The organism is Kordia sp. SMS9, from assembly GCF_003352465.1.
Taxonomy (GTDB): Bacteria; Bacteroidota; Bacteroidia; order Flavobacteriales; family Flavobacteriaceae; genus Kordia.
The window spans coordinates 1,839,829-1,864,227 of sequence record NZ_CP031153.1; the positions used below are offsets into that span (position 1 = coordinate 1,839,829).

Here is a 24,399-nt window from a genome sequence, read left to right on the forward strand (position 1 = left end):
AATCCATTACTCCTTCTCTTCCGCAGCATTTTCAATAGCTTCCTTTTTTGCCAATAAATTCTTTTGGTAGCGACCTTGTACAATGTCAATAATCACCAAGGTAATGATGACGAAGTAGAAAGTTGCTTTGCTCATTTGTTCTACATCGCTTCCAAAGAATTTCAGTTTCGCTAAATGCCCACCTTCTGATAATAGCATGATTCCCACAATGAATAAAATGAAAAGTCCGAGCACTTCATACATTTTGTTTTTCTGCAAGAAGTCCGATACTTTATCTGCCATTAAAATCATTAACAATCCGCCCAAAATAATAGCAATCGTCATTAAAATTAACTGCGGCGTTGCGTCCATATCACTTGTCAACGCCATGGCGCTTAAAATAGAATCGAACGAAAACACTAAATTCATCACCACAATCCAAACAATGACGCTTTTTACAGATTTTTTACTTTTCCCACCTTCTGCCTGTTCGTGTTCTTTCATCAACATCATGTGCCAAATTTCTTTAACAGCTGTGTAAATGATGAAAATTCCACCTGCTAAGACAATCAAACTGTGTCCGTTCAAATCAAATTCAACAACGGTGTTGCTATGCATCGACAGGAAAGGATTTTGAAAGTATTTAATCAATTCCAGCAGCACAAATAGCAAGACAATACGTAAAATAATTGCCAAACCAACGCCCATTTTTCGAACGTAGGATTGTTTGTCTTTTGGTGCTTTTTGCGATTCTAAAGAAATGTATAATAAATTGTCAAATCCTAAAACGGCTTGCAATAATACAAGCATGAATAAAGTGACAAGACTGTCTAAGGTTAAAAGTTGTTCCATGGTTTATGAGGTAATTATTGAGTGACTTTTGTTAGTTGTTGGGTTTCTAATATTGTTACACTGTCTTGTGTTTTGGGTACAAATTCCGATTGTATATTCTTAAATATTTCTTCCGCTACCAATTGATTGCCGTATTCGCCCGTGTGGCAAAAATCGAAATAAATAGCTTTGTTCGTAGTGTCAAAAACATTACTTATATCTACAAATGTTGCATCGGTAATCATCAACGAATCTGTACGCACATTTTCATACGATAATCGGTACAAGTTTTCATAATGATACTGATCTTTGTGGTATACTTCTTCAATTTCTGTCAAATTCTTTTTAGAATATATATTTGGTTGCATGAAGTTGAAGACTTTAAAACCGTAGGCAGCTTCTAAACTTTTAGAAACTTTTACCAAGCCAATATAATTTTTGGCAATAGCTTCCGATAAAGCATCCGAACGCGCACTCATTTGTGCATATATAGATCCTGAAAATAGTTTGCGTTGTATTGTGGTTATTAACCTGTAAAGATTGCTAGAAGTTAGGAACAGTCTAATGCGTTTTTTATAACTGTGTGCCAACTTAAATTCTCTTTTTCTGTTGTAGGCATTGGTGGGCGCGCCTGCTTCATTATTTTGATGTCCTGAAATTACTTCGTTGACACCATCGTAAAAAATGACAATATCTGGAATGTTATTTTTAATAAGTTCTCGCTGTAGCTGAATGTTCTCTGTAGCACGCGTGTATCCGTGACAGCCAAAATTGGTGACTTCCACATTCTGATTGGGAAATGTTTTGTGAATTATTTTCGATAATTCTGATGGAATTGTGTATTCGTCTCGCGCGCCCGAACTGTACATGGTAGAACCTCCAAAACAGAATACTTTGATTGCTGTGGCAGAATCTTTCAAACTGGGATTGGCAGTTTTTCGGAGTCCGTTTTCGTAAATTGTATTGTGTTTGCCTTGCATCGGCTTAAAACGATAATGCAAATATGGTTCCCACGCCATGTCTTGTTCACGCAATTCGCGATGTATGATTTTTATATCTTCATCGGTCAAGCCAGAACCTTCATAAATACCCGAAGCAATAATACGTTCAGTATTTCCATCAATGCCACTATCATCATAATAATCATAAAAAATACCCAATGCAATTTCCAACAGGAAAAGAATAATTAGGACATTTCTGAAAATAATGAGGGCGAATTTTAGTTTAGACTTCACAGGTTGAATGGTTTATAGAATGTATTTGAGTTTTTTATTTAGCTGTATCAAAAAATAACTAGCAACAATAGATAATATAATTGCTGTCAAAGTTAAGGATATGGATTCTAAAGTAACAAAATATCGAATGATAAAAACAATCAGTGGATGTACCAAATAGATAGCGATAGAATACAAAGATAACAACTTGCTATCCAATCTGGAAGTCACACTAAACGAAAATGTAGAAAGTAATAATACTGGCGCTGCAATAAAACAAGAAAGACAGATGATGCTTAGGGATCGATCTATGTTATAATAATAATGGAACAAACTTTCTATGGTGAGTAATACCAAGCTGAGTATCAATAATCCGATGACATGCTTTCTGTGTAGCTGTTTATGAAAATTGGAACGTCTGATCATATATCCCAAGGCTAAAAATGGCAAATCGAATAATAAGAAATTACGATGTGTAGGCGTAAAGTTTACCAATTTGACAAGTATTTCGGGCTCTGTAACGAGTTTTAAATCACCTAGCATCTGAATAAAATATCCGATACAGTACAATATAATAGCGCCTATGAGTAAGGTTTTATTAGAGAGTTTTCGAACAGCGTACAACAACAATCCACCTACTAGCAATGAAGCCACATACCATAAATGATTGAATCCAATAACAATATTTAATAAAAGTTTGAAAGGGTTATTGTAATTAGGAGTCACCCAAAAGTAGCTAAAAACCAGCATCCATACAACATACAAAATAGCGACGCGCTTGGCCCAAAACGTAACATGACCTTTCTGAAACACCGTGTATAAAAAGAATCCACTAACACAGAAAAAAAATGGAATTACAGGTCGAAAGATGCCTTTAAAAAATAAATAATTTACAAATTTATTATGGTCGTATAAAAAATTGCAATGAAAGGCAACCACCAACAGTGAAGCGATCACCTTTAAAATGTCTATTAATATATTTCGGGAGTTTGATTGCAATACGATGTCCACTTTTATAAGTGCTTAAATATATAATTTTTCTCCTTAACAATACTTTCTTCTACAAAAGTTCAAAAGAAAGTTCAGTGTTTTATATTTCTTATGGATTCATCGTTTAAAAATGGTTTATAAGATATATTTTAATTTTTTGTTGAGTAAAATTAAGAGATAACTCACAATTCCAGACAATAAGATCGTTACAAAGGTTAAAGGTGTCGACTCTAATTTAAAAAAACTAGTAATTAAAATGATAATTAAAGGATGTATTAAATACAACGCGATTGAGTATGATGATAGCAATTTACTATTGAGATTGGATTTGATTTTAAAAGTAAATGCAGCAATTAACAATGCTGGAGCCAAGAATAGATAGGAAATATACGTATTGAGAATTGCTTCTCCTGTGATAAAATAATACGTAATCAAATTTTCTGCAACTAAAAGAGTTAGGCTTATAATTAGGATGCTTCTGACAAATTGTTTGCTGAGTTTCGTATGGAAATTTGCGCGTCTTATGACATACCCAATACTTAATAGCGGCAATGCAAACGACAAAAAATTTCGATGCAATGGTGGATAATTCATCAACTTATCTACCCTAGTTTGTTCTGTAAATACATGAAGTTGTCCTACATATTGAATGATAATTCCAATCAAAAATAGCGCAAACGTACTAATAATTAGTATGGTATTTGAAGCATTTCGAAATTGATATAGTACCAATCCGCCAGGGAAAAGCGCGGCTAAATACCATAAATGATTAAAACCAAATGTCAATGTTGAAATAGCTTTTAGCAACTCAAAGTCATTTAAATACACCCAAAAATAGCTAAAAATCAACATCCATATAAGATATAAAATACCAACGCGTTTCAACCATATTTTGATGCGATCATTTTTAAAGACATCATATAAAAAGAAACCATTCACACAGAAGAAAAACGGAACGGCAATTCTGAAAACTCCATTTGTAACAACTTGCGATGCTACTTCACTGTACTCAAACAAAAAACCACAATGTGTACCAATTACAAATAGTGCAGCTATAACTTTTAAAATGTCTAGTAAAATATTTCGCGAATTGGTTTGCAAATCAATTATGACTTTTGAATTTTAAAGATATAGTTTTTCTCTTTGGCGACGCTTTTTTCTAAGATCAATTTGAAAGAAAGTCCATTTTTTGTAGCAATTTGCTGAATGTAATCAATTTCACAATCTTCCGACAAAATCATCCACGTATTTGGTGCAAGATGATTGGGTAATTGTTTGAAAAGTTTTTCAAAATACTCAAAGTTTTCTCCACAAAACCACGCTCGTTCCGTATCATTTGCTGGCGTTTTTGGATAGTACGGCGGATTGATTACGATATACTCAAATGTTTGATCAGACAAGTTTTCAAACAAATCTGAATACACAACATGCACAGGAATTTTATTAGTTTCAGCAGCTTCTTTTAGTAGCTCAATTGCTGTTTGGTTAATGTCAGAAGCGGTCACATTTGCACCTTTGGAAGCGGCAAACAAAGAAATAATTCCAGAGCCACAACCGAGTTCTAAAAAGCGCTTATCCGTAATGTGTAACGGTTTTATATACTCTAACAGGATTTTGGTGCTAATCGTAAATTTTGGCGGAAAAACTTCTTCATTAATTTGTACCGTAATGCCTTCATACGTATACTTTCGTTGCTTTACAATGTATTTATCAAAGAAAAATTTTGCAATAGGAAATAGGTGCTTTTTAAGTTTTTTAACCATATTTCTGCGAATTATTCGGAATAGAAACCTTCAATTTCGGGTTGACGGTATTTCCAAATTTTATGCAGTACCTTGATTTCATACGGAAATTTATACCAACCATATTTAAAACGATATCCAGAAACGAGTTTTAGCAACCACTTTTTATACCCTTTAATTCTAAAATCGGACGCGGTAGGATAGTAGCCATTCAACACCGTTTCAAAATTTTGAATCTTATCAATCATATACGGTTTGAGCCAAGGTGTAAGAGGATTTCTTCGCAAATCGAATTTTTCCCAACTCGGTTCAATCCATTCTTCCAATTTTGAAGGAAACGAAAAACCTGCGTCTACAATTTGCTGATACAACTCTGAACCTTCCGTTGGCACCGGACTGTACAAATAAATGATAATTTCCGCGTCAGCGTTGATCGATTTTATTTCACGAATAAAATTAATATCCCATAAAATTTGTTCGTATACTTTCTTTTCGTCAGGTCCGGGCAACCCTAGTACAAACGACAATTCAGGAATAATATCCACATCTTTCATGCGTTTTACGAAATCTTTAATCATTTGTCCCGATTGTGTGCCACCTTTATTCATCTGCTTCAACACTTCATCGTTTCCGGTTTCGGCACCTAAAAACATCATGCGGCAACCTGCTTTTCGCATGTAATGCAATTCTTCGTCAGAATATTTATTAATCGTATCAATGCGTCCTTCGCCCCACCATTCAATATTGTCGTCCATGACGAGTTTGGAAAATTCCATCACACGTTTACGAGATGTAAAAAAGTTATTATCGTGAAACTCTACCGCATCAATATTATATGTTTCCTTAAAATATTTTAAATCTTTGTAAATAGTTGCCGCAGTTTTTGCTTTCCATTTTGCATTGTAAATTGGCACAACGGCACAAAAAGAACAGCTAAACGGACATCCCATACTTGAGTGATACGCAAACGTTCTGCGTCCCATAAAGGTTTTTGCTAAATAATTTTCTAGCGGATAAAACGTGTTAAAATATTCGTACGGATATGGTGGCAATGTATCTTGATCGAGCAAGGCTTCTTTGACTGTTTGCACAATTTTGTCGTTTTCATCTTTGAAAATTAAATTGCGAATCAGGGACAATTTTTCATCACTTTTTCCTTCCAATACATCTAATAATTGCGGAAATGTATTGTCGCCAGGGCCATTGATCACATAATCAACATAGCCAGAATTTAAACATACTTTGTATTGGTTGGATGCAAAATATCCGCCCCAAATATTCACAGCATCAGGATACAATTCTTTAATCTTCTTTGCGTACGGAATTGCTTGTTTCAATTGCGGTCCAGGCATCACAGTCAAACAGAAATACTTGTATTCGCCCGTAGCGAAATACTCATTTATTTTCACCCAAGGATCCGTTTCCATGTTTCCGTCTACAAAAACATAGTCGTACTTCCCATGAATCGCCGCGCCTACTTGAATGATGGTGTTTGGCAAGCGATGTTTTGCATTGGCACTTCGCGGATTGAATATGATGATTTTATTTCCCATTAATTAAATAGCTGGTTTTGATTGGCTAAAATAAAGCTTGAAAGTGTATCTGCAAAGATTTGATTTGCTTTTCCGTTTGGATGCGGATCTAGTTCGTTTACAATATACTCATATATGTTTTTATTTTGAAAAAAATTAGAAACATCGACAAAGAACAAATTATTTTTTTCTGCCAGCGATTGTATCTGTGCTACACGAACTGCGTCAAAAACCAAATCCAAATACAAAATGAGTCCTTTGCTATTGTTTTTTGTAAAAATTGACTGAAATTCTTGAAACTGCTGGTCTACATGTTGCAAATTTTCTGCTTCGTATACTACTGGTTCGGGCGTTTCTGAATTTAGTTTAATTTGCAGTAACTTTTTTAAATACGAATCCCAAAATACGTTCTTTTTTGGCTTGATGGTAAAGTCATCCATGGAAAAATCAATTCCCACTCTGTAATGATCGTTGGAAGCACAAAATCCGATAACGACCAAATCAGGTTGATATTTTAAGGCATTTTGTTCTAAAATGGTTTTGTATTGCGTGAGTGCATAGCCTGAAACGCCAAAGTTGAAAACTTCAAATTCCGTATCATTTACAAGTTGATTCAATTGTTTTTCTGTTTGCGCTACGTACATTTCATCTTCCGAAACACCGGTTCCCATCGTAAACGAATCGCCCAAAACAGCTATTTTCAAAGCTTTTGAATGTATTTCATGATTCCGATCACGGAAACCTTCTGCATTGGTGCGAAAGTTTGCCAATTTGTATTTTGTATCTAAATTGGGCAGCAATTCATAGATCAATCCGTCTGTGTCAGAATAGGTAATCAAATCTGAATTGTCTAAAATTCCAAACGAGTTCGTTCGTGAATACGAAAATGCCGCGCCACCAAAAAAGTAGACTCTGGCAACAATTTCACCCAAAAAAAGACTGAGTAAAATTCCAATTCCGATCGAAACAATTTTAAATTTTAGTTTTTTCATAATCCAACATTAGCTGCAAGCGGGAAGAAATTCTATTGATTTTTTACAGTGCAACACGTATGGTATTTTCTTTTTCTACAATGCTGTAAAGCTACAAATCCAAATGGAAACTTTAGGGTCAAATTTATAGTTTAACTGCAAAAAATACGACACCTATTTGGAGAAAGTCTAAATATGACGTGATTGTTGAGGTTTTGTAAAAATTTATAAAACAATCTTTTCAAAAGTGTTCGGAGTAGCTTCCGTAATTAGTTTGTATGTGTCATTTTTCTGAACGCAGTATTTTTTCCATTTTACGCCCTTTAGCCAATTCGTCTACCAATTTGTCTAAGTAGCGCACTTGTCGTGTGAGTTCGTTGTCTATTTCCTCAATTCGGTATCCGCAAATAACGCCTTTGATCAAATGTGCATTTGGATGTATCGTTGCTTGCTCAAAAAAGTCTTTAAACGTGGCTTCGTTTCCTGCAAACTCTTGGATTTTAGCTTCGTTGAAACCTGTAAGCCATGTCATTACTTGATGTAGTTCTGAAATGGTTCTGCCTTTTTTCTCTACTTTGGTTACGTAATGTGGATATACAGAACTAAACTTTAATTTCGCGACTCTTTCGTTGTGTGCAGGTGTGACTTTCATAGTATGATTTTTAGGTATGATATAAAACTACAATAATCTCTTTCAATGTCAAAATGCATAAAAATAACCGTATTTTTTTGAAATAGATGTTTTTTCTTTTCACAGAGACTGTATATTTGTTTCCATCACACCAAATACCAAAAGAATTATTTTGTTGAAAAAGCGACTTTTCAAATCACTCAAAAATCTGATTGTTATTTTCGGAATTACCTTTGTATTGCTCGAAATTGTACTGGCAATTTACATTCGTGTGGCAGAAATTCCTATCGAATTGCCAACCTATACATTTCAAAATACACATAATTTTTGGTACGATTTAGATGAAAATTTCGGAACGCTGCATTTACCAAACGATGTGTATCGACAAAAAAAATATTGCTTTGATGCTGTGTATGAAACCAATTCTAACGGTTTCCGCGATGCCGAACGCGAGCAGCAAAGTACAAACCGTAGAGTTGTTGCGTTGGGCGATTCGTTTACCGAAGGTATTGGCGTAAATGTAGAAATTCGCTTGACAAATCTGCTGGAAAGCACTACCAAAATACCACACTTAAATTTTGGTTTGGCAGGAAATTTTGGACCTACACAATATTGGATGCTTTACAAAACGCACGCCATACACTACACACACGATGCAGTGTTGGTGGGCATTTTACCGTCCAACGATTTTATTGATGATGACTACGAAATTGCGTTGAAAGTTGGTGGCGATCGCTATCGTCCGTTTCTACATGGAAACTATCCAAACTATGAAGTTGTGTATCATTCAGACAGTATTCATAAATCAAAAGCGCGTCCGAGAGATATTCGTTTTATTAATAAATTTCTAAAGAACTTTACACATGCGTACAATATGTATTATTACTTGCGAACGCGTCAAACCATGAGTACAATTTCACAAGATCAAGTATTGGATGTGTCTAAAATTCCGAGTTATTTCAATTTTAATACGCAACAATTTGGACGTTTGCGCTACACCTTAGAACAAATAAAAAAACTTGCAGGCAATCGTCCTGTAATGGTATATACGATTCCGATTGAGAAAGAAATTACAGCCTATCGCGAACATGGAAAAAATCCGTTGGGCAGTGATTTAACAAAGTTGTGCGAAGTGTTACAACTGGAATATTTGGATTTATTACCCAAAACCGATCGCTTTACCGAAGCGGAATACAAAAACTTGTTTTTATCGTGTGACGGACATTGGAGCGAAGCAGGAAATGCTTTTGCAAAGCAAGAAATTGAATCGTTTTTTAGTTACTATCAATGATGCAATTTCTCCAAAAATACCAAGATTACATCGTACTACTAGTTTTGTGGTTGTTGCTTATTTTGATCATCAATCCAATAGGTGATTTTCCTTTGAACGACGATTGGTGTTATGGGAAATCAGTGAAAACCTTATACGAAGACGGATATCTAAAATTGTACAATTGGGGCGAAATGACCTTGGTTGGGCATGTATATTGGGGCTACTTTTTTACAGAGGTTTTTGGGTTTTCTTTTACCGTTTTGCGTTGGTCCACCTTAGTGTTGGGATTTGCCACCATTATTGGAATCTACGAACTTTTTAAACTCGCAAACCTTTCCCGTTGGGCACTTTTAATTGGCGTTTTCTTATGCATGGTGAATCCAATATTTTTATCCTTGTCGTTTTCATTCATGACCGATGTGCCTTTTTATTGTGTCACTATTTGGGCATTTTATTTCTTTGCAAAAGCACTGAAAACAGACAGTTGGCAACCGATACTTTGGGCAATTTTTTGTTGTTATTGGGCATTTCTCATTCGGCAATTGGCATGGGTTTTTCCACTTGTGTGGATGATTACACTGTTGTTGGTAAAGCAACGAAACTGGAAGAATCTATTAAAAGCGATCACGCCTTTGTTGGCTGTTATTGTGTTTTCGTTGGTGTTTACCTACATCATGGAATCGAATGATTTGCTGCAAGAACGCTACAATACAAAATTTGGATTACTCATTGAAAATATACAAGGACTCCGAAAAGGTTTGTTGGTTATTATCTTTTCGTATTTCTTTGAAAGTCTCGCGTATCTTGGGTTTTTGTTATTGCCGATGCATGTCTTTTTCATCAGTCGCTACACATTTAAAGGCTACAAAATTTGGGCAATTGTTTGGACAGTTGGAATTACTGCGTATTTGATGCGACTCGGAAAAGTGTTGCCAAGTTTGGATAATATTTGGATTGATTTTGGCGTTGGTCCCACCACGTTGCACGATCATGCAGGAAACTTTACCCAAAGTCCCGATCCGACGGCGCCGTATTGGTTTTGGCAAGTTGTGACGTGTATTGGAATATTTTCAAGTGTGGCATTGATCTTTCACATTCGTAAAATGGTGATTTCAGTATTTAAGAAAGAAAAAGTGGATTCGCTCGTCGTATTGTCGTTTGTATTTTTCCTTGTGTACTTAACGCCTTTCTTAATTGTGGGCGTGTACGATCGGTATTTATTACCACTATTTCCCATTGCGATTGTCTTTTTAGGTGTGAATTCGCCAAAAGTCCCGACAAAGATTTTTCAATATTGCACCTACGGATTTTTAGGATTGCTCACTTGGTTTTCCGTAGCTGCGGTACACGATCATTTATCATGGAATCGCGTGCGTTGGCAAGCCATCAATGAACTCACGGAAACCATTCCGAAAAACCAATTACAAGGCGGCGTAGAATACGTAACCTGGAATTTTTTCTCTGAAGAAGAAGAAAAATGGTGGGAAAACGTAACGCCAACATACACCTTAGTTTTCAAACCCGCGGATGGGCAGCAAGTGATTCAGAAATATAAATACGCTCGTTGGTTGTTTGGTGATGGGGTTATTTATTTGGTGGAGTGAGGTTTTAAAAATAGCATATCTATTTTTCCATAAGATGCTCATAAATCAACTTGCTTGAGTTTCTATTTTTTCTATCAATTGTAAAATAATTACTTACATTAAGTACTAGCGTAAGTAGCTCAGTTGAATTTTTTCCTTTTAGTATAATATTTAAGTTGTAATTCTGCTTTCTCTTTTTGTATAAATCGCTATCCCAACCTTTAAAATCTGAAATAGTGACATAAGCAACCGATTGGTAGTTGGCTTTATCAAACTTTCTTTTCGGTATGATTTCTACTTCATAATCGGCAGGGTTTTCAGAAGTTAATTCATACATGAAATTTAATTGATAGCCTTTTTTTAGTTCTTTCTTGAATCTGCGTTTTATGTGATTTTCTAAATCTAAAAAGAAAGCACCCAAATGTGTATCTCCTTTAAAAACAAAAAGAAGCGATGCAGGTTTTTGATACTCAGCTACTTTTTCAACGGTGGTGACTTTGACGCCAGACTTGAATTTTTCTTTGTGCTGAGAAAATGCTTGGCAAGTAATGCAAAGTAGTATGAAGAGTAGTGTTTTTTTCATTTTATAATAAATCTGTACAATTTGGTTTTTTATAAATATGTAGTTTTTCCTTTTTTTCTCACACCAAACGCATTTCAAAAAAACAAAAACCACACTTCACTATTAAAAATCATCCTTATACCACGTATCTTCTCCTTGAAAACCATATTTTTTAGTATGAACTTTCCAGTGTTCTCCCTCTTTTCGCAATACAAATTGGTCTTTGCACGCTACACCCTTTTTAAAATATAGTTCTACGACAACGCGTTTTACAGATTTCATGATGAATACAATTTTTGTGTCAACATTGTAGAGGTATTCATATTTTGTAGGCTTCCCAAATGTTGTACCGCCGCCATCGGTTGGTTGTACACTTATAGGTGCTGTGATGGCTTTTCTGCGTTCCGCATACTCGTCCCATAATTCATCTTCTCCTGGCTGTACTTGATTGGGTTCTTTTGGGTTTTTTAAGGCGCGACTTCGTGTATATACTTCTTTTTCTAATATGTGAATCTCATGAAGTTTTTCTATTAAAAAGGGAACAATTTCATCTGCAAAATGTTGAAATTTTCTAGGAGTTTGACTGACATCAATCGCTAGTTTTGGAATGATTTCTTCAGCTTGTTGCGGTTGATTTTGATCTTTTTTGCCGAATAGTTTGCTAAATATTCCCATGCTATTTTAAAAAATTTCGGTTTGATTGTATTTGAATTTTTAAACGTTAGATTCTTTATAAAAATAAACAAAATACTATCGCTTCAACTCTTTCGGGTAGGCAATGATAAAGCTTGTTCCAAACTCCCCATCCGATTCCACACGAATACTTCCTTGGTGTTTTTCTAAAATTTTCTTTACGATGGATAATCCCAAACCTGTACTTTCGTTGTTGTTTTTTTCGTCAAGTGTTTGAAAAACTTCAAAGATTTTTTGATGATATTTCGGCGCAATGCCAGGACCGTTATCAGCAAAAGTGATTTTGTACGCTTCTGAAGTTTCTGTGCTTGAAATTGTAATTTCACACACGTCTTTGTCATTGTATTTAACCGCGTTGCTAACTAAATTTGAAACAACTTGTGATAGTTGAATTTTATCACCATTCAATACAGGCAAGGTGTCTTTTTTAATAAATTTCACTTTTGTTGGATCGGTGTAATTTTTGGCTTCTCCGCGAATCATCGTATTCATATCTACCGCTTCCGGATTTATTTTCCCGATTTTTGAGTAATGCAAAATACCATCAATCAAACTTTCAAGTCGCTTCACACGTCCTTGCATCATATCTAAATGACCGTACACGTCTTCGGTTTCACCAGCTTCCAAATCTTCCTTAATAAAATCCGCCAAACTGGAAATACCGCGAATCGGCGTTTTTAAATCGTGCGAAGTAATGTAGGCAAACTGTTCTAATTCTTTATTTTTAAGTTCGGTGTCGTCTAAATTTTCATTGAGTTCTTTCAAGCGTTTAAAACTGTCCAAACCTGTTCTAACTACCAAAAACACAAACAATGATCCCATCAAAAAAATAACACCGGACAGAAAGGCAAGTAAGTGTGTTTGTCCCAAAATAACAACCGTTGCCACTGCCAAATACCCAACCAAAAAGACCAGCATCAGTATGCGCAACTTTTTCCAGTTTCCTTGCAATTGACTATCGGGAAGTGTATTGAATATTTTTTGGGTGTAACTTGCACTCAGCAACATAATAAACGCTCCTAAAAGGATGAGCGCCGCAATAATATAATCAGAAAAGTGCATATAAGTTTTAAAAGTTGGTTTCAATTCGGGCTATGGAACGCTTGAAAACGCTCATTTAGAAATGCTAAAAGTAAATGTACTATAAACTGAACACATATGCAATTTAGCCAGCAAGTAGTGTAGGAAATTAAAACTTACGTTGTTCTTGATGGAATATTTTCTAGCTGTAAATCGTATGCCAAATCGAGTATTTTTTGTGGTGTGTGCAACGTTTTTTCTAAATCTTTCAATGCTAAAGTGCCTGCTTTTGCTTTGAATACGAATGACTTATACGACAACTTTGCAACTTCTTGATTGAAACGATCGCCATGTTGTATCATTAATTCTTTGGTGCGATTTTCTAGCTGTGTTAGAATCTGTTTGCGAACTCGTTCTATGTGTTGAATCCATGTGCGTTGTTTGGCTAGAAACGCTTGAATTTCAGGTTCTTTCTTATATGAAAGTTTGTCTAATTGACGATATACTTGATCAATTTTCATCTGTTCCCAATCTTTGGCTTCTAAAACAGGAATCTGCCAGCTTGATTGTTGTTCTTTCCAGTGATCGGTTTGTACTTGTACTTGATGAATTTGAAAGCTGGGTAATTCAATTACCGTAAGTTTTCCACCATGACAAGCGCCAGTATCAATTCCGTAGGTGTTGTTTTTTATTTTTGGTGCATCACCCACTACATGATGTCCGTAAATGATCGGTTTTTTACCAGAATAATAATCGGACCAATACGTACCTTCTTCGTATTTATTTTCCAAATAGCGACTGCCCGAAGTGGTTCCTGCTAAGACTTCTTCTTTCTGTTCGTGCAAACGTTTATCATGCTCAAAAAAGGCATGAACAATCATCGCTTCGGGTGTTTCATAATAATAGGGAAGTGTTGTTAACCATTCGCGAAAAGCTTCATACTCATCACCAAATTGTACTTTTACAATTTCTTGCGAATAGCTCAAAACTCCGTTGAGGTGTTTGCGTTCGTGATTTCCCATCAACACAATTGCGTTCTTCCTATTTTTAAAATACTGATAAAGTTCGAGCGATTTATTTCCACGATCAACAATATCGCCCAAGGAAATGACCAAATCATCGTCAGTAATGCCAATTTGATTGATGAGTTCGATAAATTCATCGTAACAACCGTGAATATCGCCAATAATGTATGTTTTGCTCATTGTTTATGTTTGAAATGATCGGCTGTAAAATAAGTATAAGCGTAAAAGTTTCAAATTAATTTCATCTATCTATATCATGAATATTTACATGATGGAGAAATTCTATGTTTTTAAACAAAAACTCTCCAATAAGCTCATGCGCTTTTGGATTGATGTGTAAATCTTCATCCCAATACAGTTTTTCGGTCGAGTCTAGTAATGACGGTGTTAAATCGAGGTATTCAATGTGTTGTTCTTGGAGGAAATTGATCAACGTTGCCGTCAATTCTCTATTAGTGTTCATAGTTTTCGCATCAAGATTGAAAAGTGTTTGTATTTCTTTGTGAAACTCAGGTTTAACTTCAATTCTTGAAGGTAACAATGTAATGATAAGTCGAATGTTTTGCTGTTTGCACAATTCTTTAATTTGTAATAAATACTTTTTAGCAATTTGCATGGAGCGTTCTTTTTCATTCGGAAACGACTCAAAATACAGTTGTTGCTCAATGCCTTGTATATATGGAAATGCTTGTTGTTCGGCTGATTGAAACTTTCTGCGGAAGCGCATATACCAACTTTTGTAAATATTAGCAACACTTGTACGATCGTCTTCAAACTTTACCGTTTCTCGAAAATCATTTCCGGTAAAAACATTGATCAAAAAAACGTCCGGTTTCAAATAGGCAAACTTTTTTAAAAATCCGTGATAGTTGCGAAAGGTATAATAACCCACGCCGCCATTCAGACAATTATAATTCCTTGTTGTGTCGGTAGCATTTAGTTTTTCTTCCCAAATATTGACAAAAGATTGCGTGTTGTAACGCAATACGCCATCCGTGTGTGAATCGCCTGCAACAAGTACGCGAACTTCGTTGGGTTTCTTGTCAATAACATCCGCATCATCACGAAAACCTAGATTGTTGGTACGTCGTTCGGTGGAAATTTTTTGCTCAGGTGTTCCCCAATTATCATAAATATGAATGTTGGGTTTGTGTAAAAACATGGTCGTAGAATCAGGAATGAAATATTCTGATTGTTTATCGCTCGTAAATGCAAAAAACGTTTGAATGCGGTTCACTTCTATAAAATACATGACAATTGCCACAATCAATAACAATCCACTTAACACAAGTAAATTGATTCCAATAAGTCGCACATATTTCATAAAAAAGCATTTTCAACAAAAGAACAAAAAATAAAAAAAGCATGCAAAAATGCGCTTTGATACTTCAATTTTTTCTGTACTTTTAGCACGCAAATATGAAAACCTACGCATGATTTTTGAGTATTCAAAATGGAACACACGATTAGCGACTGATACGACAAACTATCAAAAAGCGTCGCCGTATCCGCACATTGTGATGGACGATTTTTTAGAAGTCGCTGCGGCGGAAAAAGCACTGGAAGTCTTTCCGAAAATCAAAGACGATGGTTGGATTCATTACATTCACGTCAACGAGAAAAAACACGGACTTAACAAACTAGAGTTGATTCCCGAATTTATTCGCGACGGAATTATTAAAGAATTGAATTCACCTGAATTTATCACATATTTGGAAAAGCTTACGGGAATTTCAAACTTATTGCCAGATACGACGATTGAAGGTGGCGGTATTCATCAAAGTGAAAAAGGTGGTTTTTTGAATATTCATGCAGATTTTACCGTACATCCACACAAAAAAACGTGGCGACGTCGCGTGAATGTCTTGGTGTATTTAAACAAAAACTGGGACGAATCGTATGGTGGCGCGTTGGAACTTTGGGAAAAAGACATGTCGAAATGTGCCGCGAAGATTTCTCCAATTTTCAACCGAATTGTCATTTTTAACACCGATGAAGACTCGTATCATGGTTTTCCTGACCCAATCACTTGTCCGGAAGATGTGACGCGAAAATCAATTGCCTTGTATTACTTTACGGAAGAAAAAACAGGTTCGTTTAAAAGACGTTCTACCAATTACCGCGCACGTCCGGGAGATGGTTTTCGAGCGGTTTGGATTTGGCTCGATAAAAAGATGATTGCTGCGTATACTTGGGTAAAAGGAACGTTTGGGATCAATGACGATTTCATTAGTAAAGTGCTGAATTTGTTTCAGCGGAAGAAAAAGTAAGTTGGACTTGCTGAAGCGTTTTAGACCGCTATCGCTATTAGATATTAGATCGCTCCGCTGCTAGATTTTAGACATGTTCTACATGTCTTTACGTTAAACAAATATATTTTTTATAAAATAAGCCAATTGTTTTTAAATTCTCTATCAAAAAGTTCAACTTTAGAAACTTTGGTGTTGTGGTAGTTGTGTTTGAAACGTCATTATCAAATTGATAAATTATAGATTCGCTACTCAAAGTGACGTTTGTAGTAAACATACGGTTTTCACAACTCGTGACCACAACCAAGTTCAAAATATTTAAAATTGAGCATTCAAAATCTAACATTTCCTAAGAAAATCTCCAATACAACTTATACGTCAGCAATACTACCCATTGCGTAATGGCAACACTCAATAACACACCGAAAATTTCGTAAGTTTCAATCAATAACAAAATCAAGCTAATATTCACAAAGAAGGCAAAAAAGCTAAAATAAATGATGGTGCGTTCTTGGTGATTTTTCATCAATTCCATAATGTTCAATGTGTAAAAATAACAAGGCAAGGCAATCAATCCACCAACAATATAATATTCGTAACCAAAACCTAATTTCACAAAATATTCCATGACAAACCAAATGGCAAATCCGCCGACAACCGTCAATGGAAGTGACACAGCGTAAAGTTTGTACTTTATTTGTTGCACTACGTCATCCGAAACGCGATATATATGTTTGGTAAACGGAATGGTAATATACGCTGCCAATGCTTGTAACATTAAAAAAGCGGTAATCAATAATTGATATTCTGCCAATTGCGATTTTTCTAAGTGAAAATCAACTGCGTAAATGTCTATTTTGGAAGCCAACCAGCCACTAAGTCCGAGAATAAAAAAGGGCAATCCAGCTTTAAATTCTTGGAGTGATATTTTTGCAGAAAATGATGCGGTCCAAAATTTCAATTGTAAACTTAGCACGATTAATTTTACGAAAGTTGCCACAACATAGATTTGTAAAAAGGTTTCCAATTGAAATGTATTCACATAAAAAACACTTCCAAAAATTAAGGCAAAACCAATGACTTCTGCGAGTAATTGTGCGCCAAATTTTTGATGGTAAATCACCAATGTGCTTAATGAATTGTAGAGAAAAAGCAAGCCAATCAGCACAATTGCCCACACTGCAATTTGAGGTGGGAAAAACAAAAAGAAAATTCCCGAAAAGGGCAGTAATAGCGCTCTTGAAAACAGATTTCTAAAAAAGGCGTGATACATTTTACTCGGATTTTCACTGTACGTGCGCAACAAATGATCGCGATTTCCCCAGCCAAAAATGAACGAAATAAAAAATACCCAAATCATCACGTTGATCAAACTAGCCCATTCTGTTTTCCCAAAGATTTTGATCCCAAAAACGACAATCAAAAAGTTGAAAATAGGACTGGAAAATCCTTGAATGGTGTTAATTCCTATGGTGATCAATCTACGCATGATACAAAGATAAATACGCGTTAATGGTTTCGGTTTCAGCACTTAAAAGAACCCGTTTTTTAGGTAAAACTTCTTGCGAACGTATTGCCGAACAAGCGTCAATCAAATCAATTTTGTCTTCGCACACATGCCAATTTTGAGACGCTTTTGCCAATCCGACATTGTATGAAACAATATGCATTCCCGAATACAACGCTTCCAAAAATACAAATCCGAACGATTCATAGCTACTTGTGTGCAATAAGATGTTCGATTGCGCCATTGTTGACAAAACCTCGGTTCGAGGCAACTGCCCAAGTAGTGTAATCGTTTTTTCTAATTGTAACTTTTGAATCTTCGTTTCTAGTGCAGCTCGCAAATCGCCATCGCCAATAATGACAACGTTGAGGTTTGTTTGTGTGTTCGCTAGGGCGGAAATGACATCGATAAAGTCTTCGTAATTCTTGATCGTATTCAGTGAGCCAACACCTAAAATGTCAATCGTATTTTTTTGCAATGCTGGAAATTCCGAAACGTCCAAATGCCACGGAATAATGGTGGAATTCAGTTGGTAATTGCTTTGCAATGCGCGTTGATGGTTTTCGGAAAGTGTGACGAGTTTTGTATCGGAATTTTTCAAATACACACCATGCGAATTTTTGATTATTGCATCTTGTCCCATCACGGTCACGATATGATTCAGTTTGTATCTATCCGCAAACTTTTGTCCGATACGCGCACATTCGCCAATCCAAAAGCTATGAATCGTATCAATTTTTTGCGTTTTATGAAGTTTTTTGAGTGTTTTAGTAGCTTTTCGCCATGTGCGTAATTTTCGCCAACGTTTATTTTGTCCGTTTAACGGAATCACTTTCATACCATGCCAATCGTAGGTTTTTTTGCTAAATGGAAACTGAAATGTAATGATGGTCAACCTTGCATTTGGCAATGCTTTTCGCATACTTTTCAAAAACACTTGCAAGGCAGGAATCGTCGTAGAATCCGCTTCAGATTCCGCAAAACCTGGTGTTAAAAATACGATATGCTCATAAGTTTTTTTCATCTTTAGTTCCTGCGTAGGCAGGAATCTTTTTTGTTTATTTTTTAACTCTTTTATATGTTCTTCCAAACGTCAGCTCGATTTCTATGACAAATGCAAACGATTTTGAAAATAGGTACTATTTTTTTTCACGAATACACGAATTATTTTTTATAGCTTACCTATATATTTTCTAAACTACTCTGTCTTGAAATTTCATACCGTCAGTTCGAGTGATTTTCGTTAGAAAATTGTATCGAGAACAGTTTTTATTCTTAAAGTGTTCTCATTACATTTTATCTTCATTTCATTCCGATAAAACACTCGAACCAACGTTTCACTATTTTGGCACACTGAGTGGCGTCGAAGTGCGCCATTCTACATTGGTAAACACCAAATCCGTTTCCTGAATCAATTCGGGCTTTTTTGCTAAATCGTCAAAAGAAATACGAGTGCCATCACTTTTATAAATGTACGTGTATGCTTTTACATCATCGAATAAATGTGCGATTTCTTTGCGAATTTTCTTTTTAAAGATGGAAAATCCAAAGGTATTTTCCAATCGCATACAAACCTTGTTCAAAAATTTTGACGGAATGTGTTTGTGATATAAATTTTCATTCAAAAAGCTATAGTGAAAAGATACATATAATGTTGGATAATTTACTTTTTCTAATGCTTTTCCAATCGTAGGTAAAATTCGAAATTCGGCACCTTCTACGTCCATTTTAATGAAATCTACCGTTTGAATGTGTTCGTTTTCTAAAAAATCTACTAACGAAATTGTCTTTAATTCCAACGAATTTTCAGTATCGCGCTTGCGTTCTAAAATACTACTCGACGAAGCGCCATAGGTTTCACGTGCAGACAAACGAACGGTTTCCTGCGTATCTGAAATTGCGGTTTGATACGTTTTTATTTTATCAGCCACAGCTGGATTCAAATTTACATTCACATTCAACTCATGAAAACACACAGGATCTGGATCGAGTGCATGCACTTCTTTGGCAATTTTTGCGGCGTAGAGTGTTAAGACACCGCTCCACGAACCTATGTCTAAGACCACAGAATCTGCATGGACAAATTGGTCAAAAATGGCAAAGGTATGTGGTTCCCAATCTATGGAATTGATGTAACTCCAATAATGTTTATTTTGTCCAGGATCAACCTGAAACGTATGATTTTTAAGCTGAATTTGCATCTAAAAGGTGTCTAAATCTGAATAGGTAAATATAAATTCTTTTAAGTCAATTTTGGGATCAAAATCTAAATATCCGACCAGCCAAGATTCTTTCGGTTCCGTAACCGTTTGCAATTGTGTTGCCATGACAGAATGTTGATCGACTTGAAACAACAATTCTGTAATGCCTAAGAAAAACGCCTTTCGTTTCAACTTTTTAATGGCTTTTTGGAACGCTTCCGCAGAAGGTGCATAGAACATTCCGACATGAATAATGGCTTGAATTTTCAACCAAAATACACAACCTTCAATTTCGACACAGTAATGACTTTTGAAACTATTTTTATACGCTATAAAATCTTTATTGAACTTTATACGAAACTTTTCTGTGTGTTCAGAAGTCAGTTTGTCAATCGCTTCTTGTGAAACGTTTTGCTTGAAAAAAACATCATACAGATTTGTCCAACGCAATTTATTCAACACTTTTCCAATAGGAAGTGTATTCACTTTTACATGAAACCGTTGCAAATGTTCGTGTTCTTTCCAACCTAGTTTTTTGGTGCTGCGATAGGTATTTGCACTATGAAATGCGTACACATATTTCATGTCGTGTGCTTTCATAATTTCATACGCAAATTTTGCTAACGCATTGTGCAGGCCTTTTCGTTGATGATTGGGCAACGTATACGAATCGCAAGCATGTGCTACATAAATTTCCTCCGTATGAGTTTTGAATTTTTGAGGAACCGCGCCATAAAACGCCACAGGAATATCATCGCAATACGCAATGCTACAAATATAATTGACGCCTGTATATGACGTATTGTATTTGTTTTGCAGATACTTGAGCGAAACCTTCTTTTTAAAGACTTTCCAAAAGAGTTCTTTGATCGCGGGAAAATCGGAGTTGTCCACACGTTTGAGTTGATATATTTCTTTGTATGCGATCATTTTTTAAAAGTAAGAACCTTTTAATAAACAGGCTAATTGTTGTTCCATGGATATGTACGGATTCATGACAAATCGGTTCTTCCAAGCTTCGTTTTTTGTATCTTTTTTAGTATTGTAATCTACCAATAATAAACGTTCAAATCCGACTTCTTTGCAATAGTCTGCTACTTCTTGATTGTAATACCCAAATGGAAATGCAAATTCAGTAATTGGTTGTTTGCAAATGGTTTCAAGCTGTTTTTTACTGTTTAGAATTTCTTGTTTGGCTTCTGCGAGCGGAATATCTACCAAACTTGCGTGTGTTTCGCCGTGCGCGCCGATAGTAAACAACGGATTGTCTGCAATTTCTTTGATTTGCTGCGCGTTCATCAACATCCAATAGTCTTCGTATTTCTTTGGTGGCAAGGCTTTCCAATCGTCTTTAAAGATGTCATAGATCATTTTTAAAACGTCGTATGGCAATGCTTTCGCGACATTTTTCATGGAAATTCCATTCCAGATAAATTCATTCCGATCATTTTTATGATAGAGATTTCGCTCTAAAACAACTTCTTTTTTGTTGGTGTGATAGGAAACTAAATCAAGAAAATCTGCCCACAAATACGGTGCTTTTTCATGAATCGTCGTAATATAAAAACACGCAGGAACCTTGTATTTTTCTAAAATTGGAATGGCGTATTTGTAATTATTCAAATAACCATCATCAAACGTCAGTGCAATATTGAGCGTACCTTTTTTGAATTTTTTTGCATAGAAATCATCCAGCGAAATTACGTTGTAATGTGTGGTAATATGCTTGATAAATTCCTCAAAAAACGCTTTTGAAATAAACCGACTGTTGTAGTTGGTTTCGCCAACGGCGTCAATTCCGTGATACACCAAAATGCGTTCGCCATAACGATCTTTCAATAGCAATTTGCCAAAACCGAGTTTGAACAAAACCGTTTTGTACAGCAATCCTAGCCGATATTTGATACGCATCCAAAGCATAGTTTCTTGTATTTTAATTGCAATATAAAACTTCCTTTGTAAATAAGTTTAACATTGGAAGTTGTTTATCTTTTTTAGAATATTTAGAAAGCATCATAATTCAATGTTGTATATTTAAAATCAGAATCCAAAACATTAAAAAAATGAAATCTTCAAAATCGAATCTTCAAAAGTCAGGAAAAAAATCATCTGCAAAATTGATATTACATGTACTTTTCTTGACAGTCGTACTGTGCTGCCTAAGTTCGAATCATGCCATAGCGCAACAGCAGAAATGGGCATCTCAATATGTGCATTGGAACTTTGAAGATACCATAAAAGATGTTTGGAACGTCGACCAACAAGTGTGGATTGCAACTCCCAATTCTGCATCTTTTTGGCCGATACAATGGGATTGGGTTGATAGTGGTGGAGTTGGAGGTTATTTAGGGTTGCAAGAACAAAGTAACGGTTCAACAAACGTGCGATTTTCTCTTTGGAACGCCACAGCGTCGAAAGGCGCAAAGTGTCGAAAATTTGATGGTGAGGGTATTGGAGAGACTTGCGAATTAAGTATCAATATAGATACCACTAAATTTTACAGATACAGAGTTTGGCGTCTTGATACCGATAAAGATGGGCAATGGTGGGGAGGCTGGTTAATTGAAGCCAATGAACAAGGCGTTTTAAAAGAACACTTCATTGGAAAAATAAAAGTTCCGCTACAATACAGTAAAATTGATATACATTCCATTTCCAATTTCGTAGAATTTTTTGGACTAAACATTAGCCCATGTGACCAAGTTCCTTTATCGCTAGTAGGTTTTACGCCGCCAGCAGTGAATTATAAAGGAAAAGGTGCGTATAGTGCCTATTCTACCTATAAAGGAAGCACCAAAGCTTCGGGTAATATTTGTGCGAATGGAACAGAAAATGACGGCGCAATAGTCACTCCATTCAACTATAATTTTGGCTTTGCTAAAGGAGTTGCCGTGTTTCTTGGAGGAAAGAAAAATGAACAAAAAAAATCAAACATTCCTAAATCTCCAAAAGATATGCCAGATAACTAATGTTGTTTTAATTTATTTTTTTGACTGAATTTGATACAATTTCCAGCCTTCCGAATGTGTTTCTAGCACCTTCAGTTGATAATTTTGTGAGATGAATTCCCAGTTCAACATTGGATTTTTATCGTTCCATTGTGTTTGATAACGCGCAGGATCAAACAAAATTAAGTCGTTCCTTTGAAAATTTTCATAACGTTCTAAAAACATATTTTTAAAGTCAAAATTCAACCCGCGACCTTTCATTGCCAAATCTACATCAAAACTATACAAAGTTTTGCCTTCATACGGTTGAATCATCGTTGCCAATTCTTTTTCAATACGAGTTCGTTCAAAAATCTGCTTGAACGTGATGCTGAAAAAGAATATTTGCAAGGCTACAAAAAAGATTCCGATGGAAATAAAGAGTTGTCTTGTGTACTTAAATTGTATCAATCGTACAAAAGCGGGAAATAACAAAATTAAAATTAACGGAAATACCAAGCCAATAATACGCGGATTTTGAAATGGAATTCCTGCCAAAAACAAAATGTACAATCCGCTACAAATCAATAGTATTTTTTGATGAAATACTAAGAGCAATTTGTAATTTCTGATCGCAATCACACTTAAAATACTTCCCAAAAAGATAAATCCAGGATGAAAAAACACATACAAGGTGTAGATCAAATTCGGAAAGGAATAACGCGTGGTGCCATCTCCTGTAGTAAAACTAGATTTGAAAAAATTACGTATCGACCACGTTTGCAAAAACGGATTCGAAGTCGCTTCAAACAATGCGCCCCATTGAAAAATGATAAACGGAATGGAAACTATGAAACTTCCCAAAATTGCCATTAAAAGTTGCACAAACTGTTTTCGTTTCCACACCAAATACAACGCATACACAATCACGGGAAACGTGATAAATAACGAAGCATAACGCGTCATCAACGCACAAGTTGCAAAAATAAAAATAGGAGCGAGGTTGGTGTTTTTTTGATACGATTTAAAGAAAAAATAGAACGCTAATACGACAAAAACTAAAGTCAATGCGTCAGACATTACAATGAGTCCCATCTTCAATACAAACGGACAAAAAGTGGCAAAAATCAGCACATATAAAAAACGATGCTGCGCGTTTGGATATAAAAGTCGAATCGTTTTTAAAATATATACACAAGCAACAGAAAAGCTCAAACAACTGATAAATTGAAGTGCAAATGCGGTACTTCCAAAGAGAAAACCTAAAAAACCGCCCAAAACAGGATACAATACTGGCCAAAAATAATTTCCAGGATGCACGCCGTCCGTCACATATTCTTGAATCGCGTTCGCGTAGCGCAAATACTCATAGGAATCTTGTCCATACAAACCATCAAAACCTGCAATTCTCAAAACAATCATGAAAAGTAGTGGAATGCAAAAAAGCGTCAAGTGTTGGTAAAAAAAAG

The 24,399-nt window shown here is 35.5% G+C and carries 23 protein-coding genes; 4 read left to right on the forward strand and 19 right to left on the reverse strand.

Going from position 1 to position 24,399, the window contains the following annotated elements; translation table 11 throughout:
• Positions 1-6: 6 nt before the first annotated feature.
• The 8 genes from KORDIASMS9_RS07975 to KORDIASMS9_RS08010 form a co-directional block, all read right to left on the reverse strand.
• Positions 7-831, reverse strand: a complete 825-nt coding sequence (locus KORDIASMS9_RS07975) for a TerC family protein (protein WP_114902337.1) — start codon at positions 829-831, stop codon at positions 7-9.
• A gap of 14 nt (positions 832-845) precedes the next feature.
• Positions 846-2,045, reverse strand: a complete 1,200-nt coding sequence (locus tag KORDIASMS9_RS07980) for an SGNH/GDSL hydrolase family protein (protein WP_162819818.1) — start codon at positions 2,043-2,045, stop codon at positions 846-848.
• A 12-nt stretch (positions 2,046-2,057) separates the two neighbouring features.
• Complete coding sequence (locus KORDIASMS9_RS07985) at positions 2,058-3,035, reverse strand: acyltransferase family protein (RefSeq protein WP_162819819.1); 978 nt, start codon at positions 3,033-3,035, stop codon at positions 2,058-2,060.
• 114 nt (positions 3,036-3,149) lie between these two features.
• Positions 3,150-4,115: an acyltransferase family protein gene (locus KORDIASMS9_RS07990; protein WP_162819820.1), complete on the reverse strand. Its 966-nt coding sequence runs from the start codon at positions 4,113-4,115 to the stop codon at positions 3,150-3,152.
• Positions 4,116-4,120: 5 nt separating this feature from the next.
• Complete coding sequence (locus tag KORDIASMS9_RS07995) at positions 4,121-4,777, reverse strand: methyltransferase (protein WP_114902341.1); 657 nt, start codon at positions 4,775-4,777, stop codon at positions 4,121-4,123.
• 11 nt (positions 4,778-4,788) lie between these two features.
• On the reverse strand, positions 4,789-6,309 hold the full coding sequence (locus tag KORDIASMS9_RS08000) for a radical SAM protein (protein ID WP_114902342.1): 1,521 nt from the start codon (positions 6,307-6,309) through the stop codon (positions 4,789-4,791).
• Complete coding sequence (locus KORDIASMS9_RS08005) at positions 6,309-7,280, reverse strand: SGNH/GDSL hydrolase family protein (RefSeq protein ID WP_114902343.1); 972 nt, start codon at positions 7,278-7,280, stop codon at positions 6,309-6,311. The genes KORDIASMS9_RS08000 and KORDIASMS9_RS08005 overlap by 1 nt, the downstream gene beginning before the upstream one ends.
• Positions 7,281-7,542: 262 nt before the next feature.
• On the reverse strand, positions 7,543-7,911 hold the full coding sequence (locus KORDIASMS9_RS08010) for a DUF2200 domain-containing protein (protein WP_114902344.1): 369 nt from the start codon (positions 7,909-7,911) through the stop codon (positions 7,543-7,545).
• A 154-nt stretch (positions 7,912-8,065) separates the two neighbouring features.
• Here KORDIASMS9_RS08010 and KORDIASMS9_RS08015 point away from each other — a divergent pair, with 154 nt between their 5' ends.
• Both KORDIASMS9_RS08015 and KORDIASMS9_RS08020 read left to right on the forward strand, forming a co-directional pair.
• A complete protein-coding gene (locus tag KORDIASMS9_RS08015; protein WP_162819821.1) occupies positions 8,066-9,181 on the forward strand; it encodes a hypothetical protein in 1,116 nt (371 codons plus the stop codon).
• Positions 9,178-10,767, forward strand: coding sequence for a glycosyltransferase family 39 protein (locus tag KORDIASMS9_RS08020; protein ID WP_114902346.1), 1,590 nt, complete (start codon positions 9,178-9,180; stop codon positions 10,765-10,767). The genes KORDIASMS9_RS08015 and KORDIASMS9_RS08020 overlap by 4 nt, the downstream gene beginning before the upstream one ends.
• A 19-nt stretch (positions 10,768-10,786) precedes the next feature.
• Here the strand turns inward: KORDIASMS9_RS08020 and KORDIASMS9_RS08025 are convergent, their stop codons facing one another.
• The 5 genes from KORDIASMS9_RS08025 to KORDIASMS9_RS08045 all read right to left on the reverse strand — a co-directional run bounded on the left by KORDIASMS9_RS08025 (position 10,787) and on the right by KORDIASMS9_RS08045 (position 15,370).
• The gene (locus KORDIASMS9_RS08025; RefSeq protein ID WP_114902347.1) at positions 10,787-11,329 is read right to left on the reverse strand and encodes a hypothetical protein; all 543 of its coding nucleotides are present in this window, start codon (positions 11,327-11,329) and stop codon (positions 10,787-10,789) included.
• A gap of 102 nt (positions 11,330-11,431) precedes the next feature.
• On the reverse strand, positions 11,432-11,983 hold the full coding sequence (locus KORDIASMS9_RS08030; RefSeq protein ID WP_114902348.1) for a hypothetical protein: 552 nt from the start codon (positions 11,981-11,983) through the stop codon (positions 11,432-11,434).
• 75 nt (positions 11,984-12,058) lie between these two features.
• Entirely contained in the window at positions 12,059-13,063 is a 1,005-nt protein-coding gene (locus KORDIASMS9_RS08035) for an ATP-binding protein (RefSeq protein ID WP_114902349.1), read from the reverse strand.
• A gap of 134 nt (positions 13,064-13,197) precedes the next feature.
• Positions 13,198-14,226: a metallophosphoesterase gene (locus KORDIASMS9_RS08040; RefSeq protein ID WP_114902350.1), complete on the reverse strand. Its 1,029-nt coding sequence runs from the start codon at positions 14,224-14,226 to the stop codon at positions 13,198-13,200.
• Positions 14,227-14,287: 61 nt separating this feature from the next.
• Entirely contained in the window at positions 14,288-15,370 is a 1,083-nt protein-coding gene (locus tag KORDIASMS9_RS08045; RefSeq protein ID WP_114902351.1) for an SGNH/GDSL hydrolase family protein, read from the reverse strand.
• A gap of 49 nt (positions 15,371-15,419) precedes the next feature.
• Between KORDIASMS9_RS08045 and KORDIASMS9_RS08050 the strand changes: the two genes are divergently transcribed.
• Complete coding sequence (locus KORDIASMS9_RS08050; RefSeq protein WP_240321157.1) at positions 15,420-16,316, forward strand: 2OG-Fe(II) oxygenase; 897 nt, start codon at positions 15,420-15,422, stop codon at positions 16,314-16,316.
• A 328-nt stretch (positions 16,317-16,644) separates the two neighbouring features.
• On the opposite strand, the gene KORDIASMS9_RS08060 is transcribed toward KORDIASMS9_RS08050, so the two are convergent.
• The 5 genes from KORDIASMS9_RS08060 to KORDIASMS9_RS08080 form a co-directional block, all read right to left on the reverse strand.
• A complete protein-coding gene (locus tag KORDIASMS9_RS08060) occupies positions 16,645-17,784 on the reverse strand; it encodes a lipopolysaccharide biosynthesis protein (RefSeq protein WP_114902353.1) in 1,140 nt (379 codons plus the stop codon).
• Positions 17,777-18,826, reverse strand: a complete 1,050-nt coding sequence (locus KORDIASMS9_RS08065) for a glycosyltransferase (RefSeq protein ID WP_162819823.1) — start codon at positions 18,824-18,826, stop codon at positions 17,777-17,779. Before KORDIASMS9_RS08065 ends, KORDIASMS9_RS08060 begins: the two co-directional genes overlap by 8 nt.
• Before the next feature lie 316 nt (positions 18,827-19,142).
• Entirely contained in the window at positions 19,143-20,003 is an 861-nt protein-coding gene (locus KORDIASMS9_RS08070; protein WP_114902355.1) for an FkbM family methyltransferase, read from the reverse strand.
• A complete protein-coding gene (locus KORDIASMS9_RS08075; RefSeq protein WP_114902356.1) occupies positions 20,004-20,933 on the reverse strand; it encodes a GNAT family N-acetyltransferase in 930 nt (309 codons plus the stop codon). It abuts the gene before it with no gap.
• Between the two features lie 3 nt (positions 20,934-20,936).
• On the reverse strand, positions 20,937-21,914 hold the full coding sequence (locus KORDIASMS9_RS08080; protein ID WP_162819824.1) for a polysaccharide deacetylase family protein: 978 nt from the start codon (positions 21,912-21,914) through the stop codon (positions 20,937-20,939).
• 152 nt (positions 21,915-22,066) lie between these two features.
• On the opposite strand from KORDIASMS9_RS08080, the gene KORDIASMS9_RS08085 reads away from it, so the two are divergent.
• Positions 22,067-22,972, forward strand: coding sequence for a DUF3472 domain-containing protein (locus KORDIASMS9_RS08085; RefSeq protein WP_162819825.1), 906 nt, complete (start codon positions 22,067-22,069; stop codon positions 22,970-22,972).
• 12 nt (positions 22,973-22,984) lie between these two features.
• Here the strand turns inward: KORDIASMS9_RS08085 and KORDIASMS9_RS08090 are convergent, their stop codons facing one another.
• Positions 22,985-24,352, reverse strand: coding sequence for a glycosyltransferase family 39 protein (locus KORDIASMS9_RS08090; protein WP_114902359.1), 1,368 nt, complete (start codon positions 24,350-24,352; stop codon positions 22,985-22,987).
• Between the last annotated feature and the right edge of the window lie 47 nt (positions 24,353-24,399).

What these genes read in the sequence shown, in the direction of transcription:
- KORDIASMS9_RS08075 (WP_114902356.1), bottom strand. Translation starts at nt 20,933, where the DNA reads ATGATCGCATACAAAGAAATATATCAACTCAAACGTGTGGACAACTCC.
- KORDIASMS9_RS08035 (WP_114902349.1), bottom strand. Translation starts at nt 13,063, where the DNA reads ATGCACTTTTCTGATTATATTATTGCGGCGCTCATCCTTTTAGGAGCG.
- KORDIASMS9_RS08090 (WP_114902359.1), bottom strand. Translation starts at nt 24,352, where the DNA reads ATGATTGTTTTGAGAATTGCAGGTTTTGATGGTTTGTATGGACAAGAT.
- KORDIASMS9_RS08005 (WP_114902343.1), bottom strand. Translation starts at nt 7,280, where the DNA reads ATGAAAAAACTAAAATTTAAAATTGTTTCGATCGGAATTGGAATTTTA.
- KORDIASMS9_RS08080 (WP_162819824.1), bottom strand. Translation starts at nt 21,914, where the DNA reads ATGCGTATCAAATATCGGCTAGGATTGCTGTACAAAACGGTTTTGTTC.
- KORDIASMS9_RS08060 (WP_114902353.1), bottom strand. Translation starts at nt 17,784, where the DNA reads ATGCGTAGATTGATCACCATAGGAATTAACACCATTCAAGGATTTTCC.
- KORDIASMS9_RS08025 (WP_114902347.1), bottom strand. Translation starts at nt 11,329, where the DNA reads ATGAAAAAAACACTACTCTTCATACTACTTTGCATTACTTGCCAAGCA.
- KORDIASMS9_RS08010 (WP_114902344.1), bottom strand. Translation starts at nt 7,911, where the DNA reads ATGAAAGTCACACCTGCACACAACGAAAGAGTCGCGAAATTAAAGTTT.
- KORDIASMS9_RS08065 (WP_162819823.1), bottom strand. Translation starts at nt 18,826, where the DNA reads ATGAAAAAAACTTATGAGCATATCGTATTTTTAACACCAGGTTTTGCG.
- KORDIASMS9_RS08050 (WP_240321157.1), top strand. Translation starts at nt 15,420, where the DNA reads ATGCGCTTTGATACTTCAATTTTTTCTGTACTTTTAGCACGCAAATAT.
- KORDIASMS9_RS08070 (WP_114902355.1), bottom strand. Translation starts at nt 20,003, where the DNA reads ATGCAAATTCAGCTTAAAAATCATACGTTTCAGGTTGATCCTGGACAA.
- KORDIASMS9_RS07995 (WP_114902341.1), bottom strand. Translation starts at nt 4,777, where the DNA reads ATGGTTAAAAAACTTAAAAAGCACCTATTTCCTATTGCAAAATTTTTC.
- KORDIASMS9_RS08045 (WP_114902351.1), bottom strand. Translation starts at nt 15,370, where the DNA reads ATGAAATATGTGCGACTTATTGGAATCAATTTACTTGTGTTAAGTGGA.
- KORDIASMS9_RS08040 (WP_114902350.1), bottom strand. Translation starts at nt 14,226, where the DNA reads ATGAGCAAAACATACATTATTGGCGATATTCACGGTTGTTACGATGAA.
- KORDIASMS9_RS08085 (WP_162819825.1), top strand. Translation starts at nt 22,067, where the DNA reads ATGAAATCTTCAAAATCGAATCTTCAAAAGTCAGGAAAAAAATCATCT.
- KORDIASMS9_RS08030 (WP_114902348.1), bottom strand. Translation starts at nt 11,983, where the DNA reads ATGGGAATATTTAGCAAACTATTCGGCAAAAAAGATCAAAATCAACCG.
- KORDIASMS9_RS08020 (WP_114902346.1), top strand. Translation starts at nt 9,178, where the DNA reads ATGATGCAATTTCTCCAAAAATACCAAGATTACATCGTACTACTAGTT.
- KORDIASMS9_RS07975 (WP_114902337.1), bottom strand. Translation starts at nt 831, where the DNA reads ATGGAACAACTTTTAACCTTAGACAGTCTTGTCACTTTATTCATGCTT.
- KORDIASMS9_RS08000 (WP_114902342.1), bottom strand. Translation starts at nt 6,309, where the DNA reads ATGGGAAATAAAATCATCATATTCAATCCGCGAAGTGCCAATGCAAAA.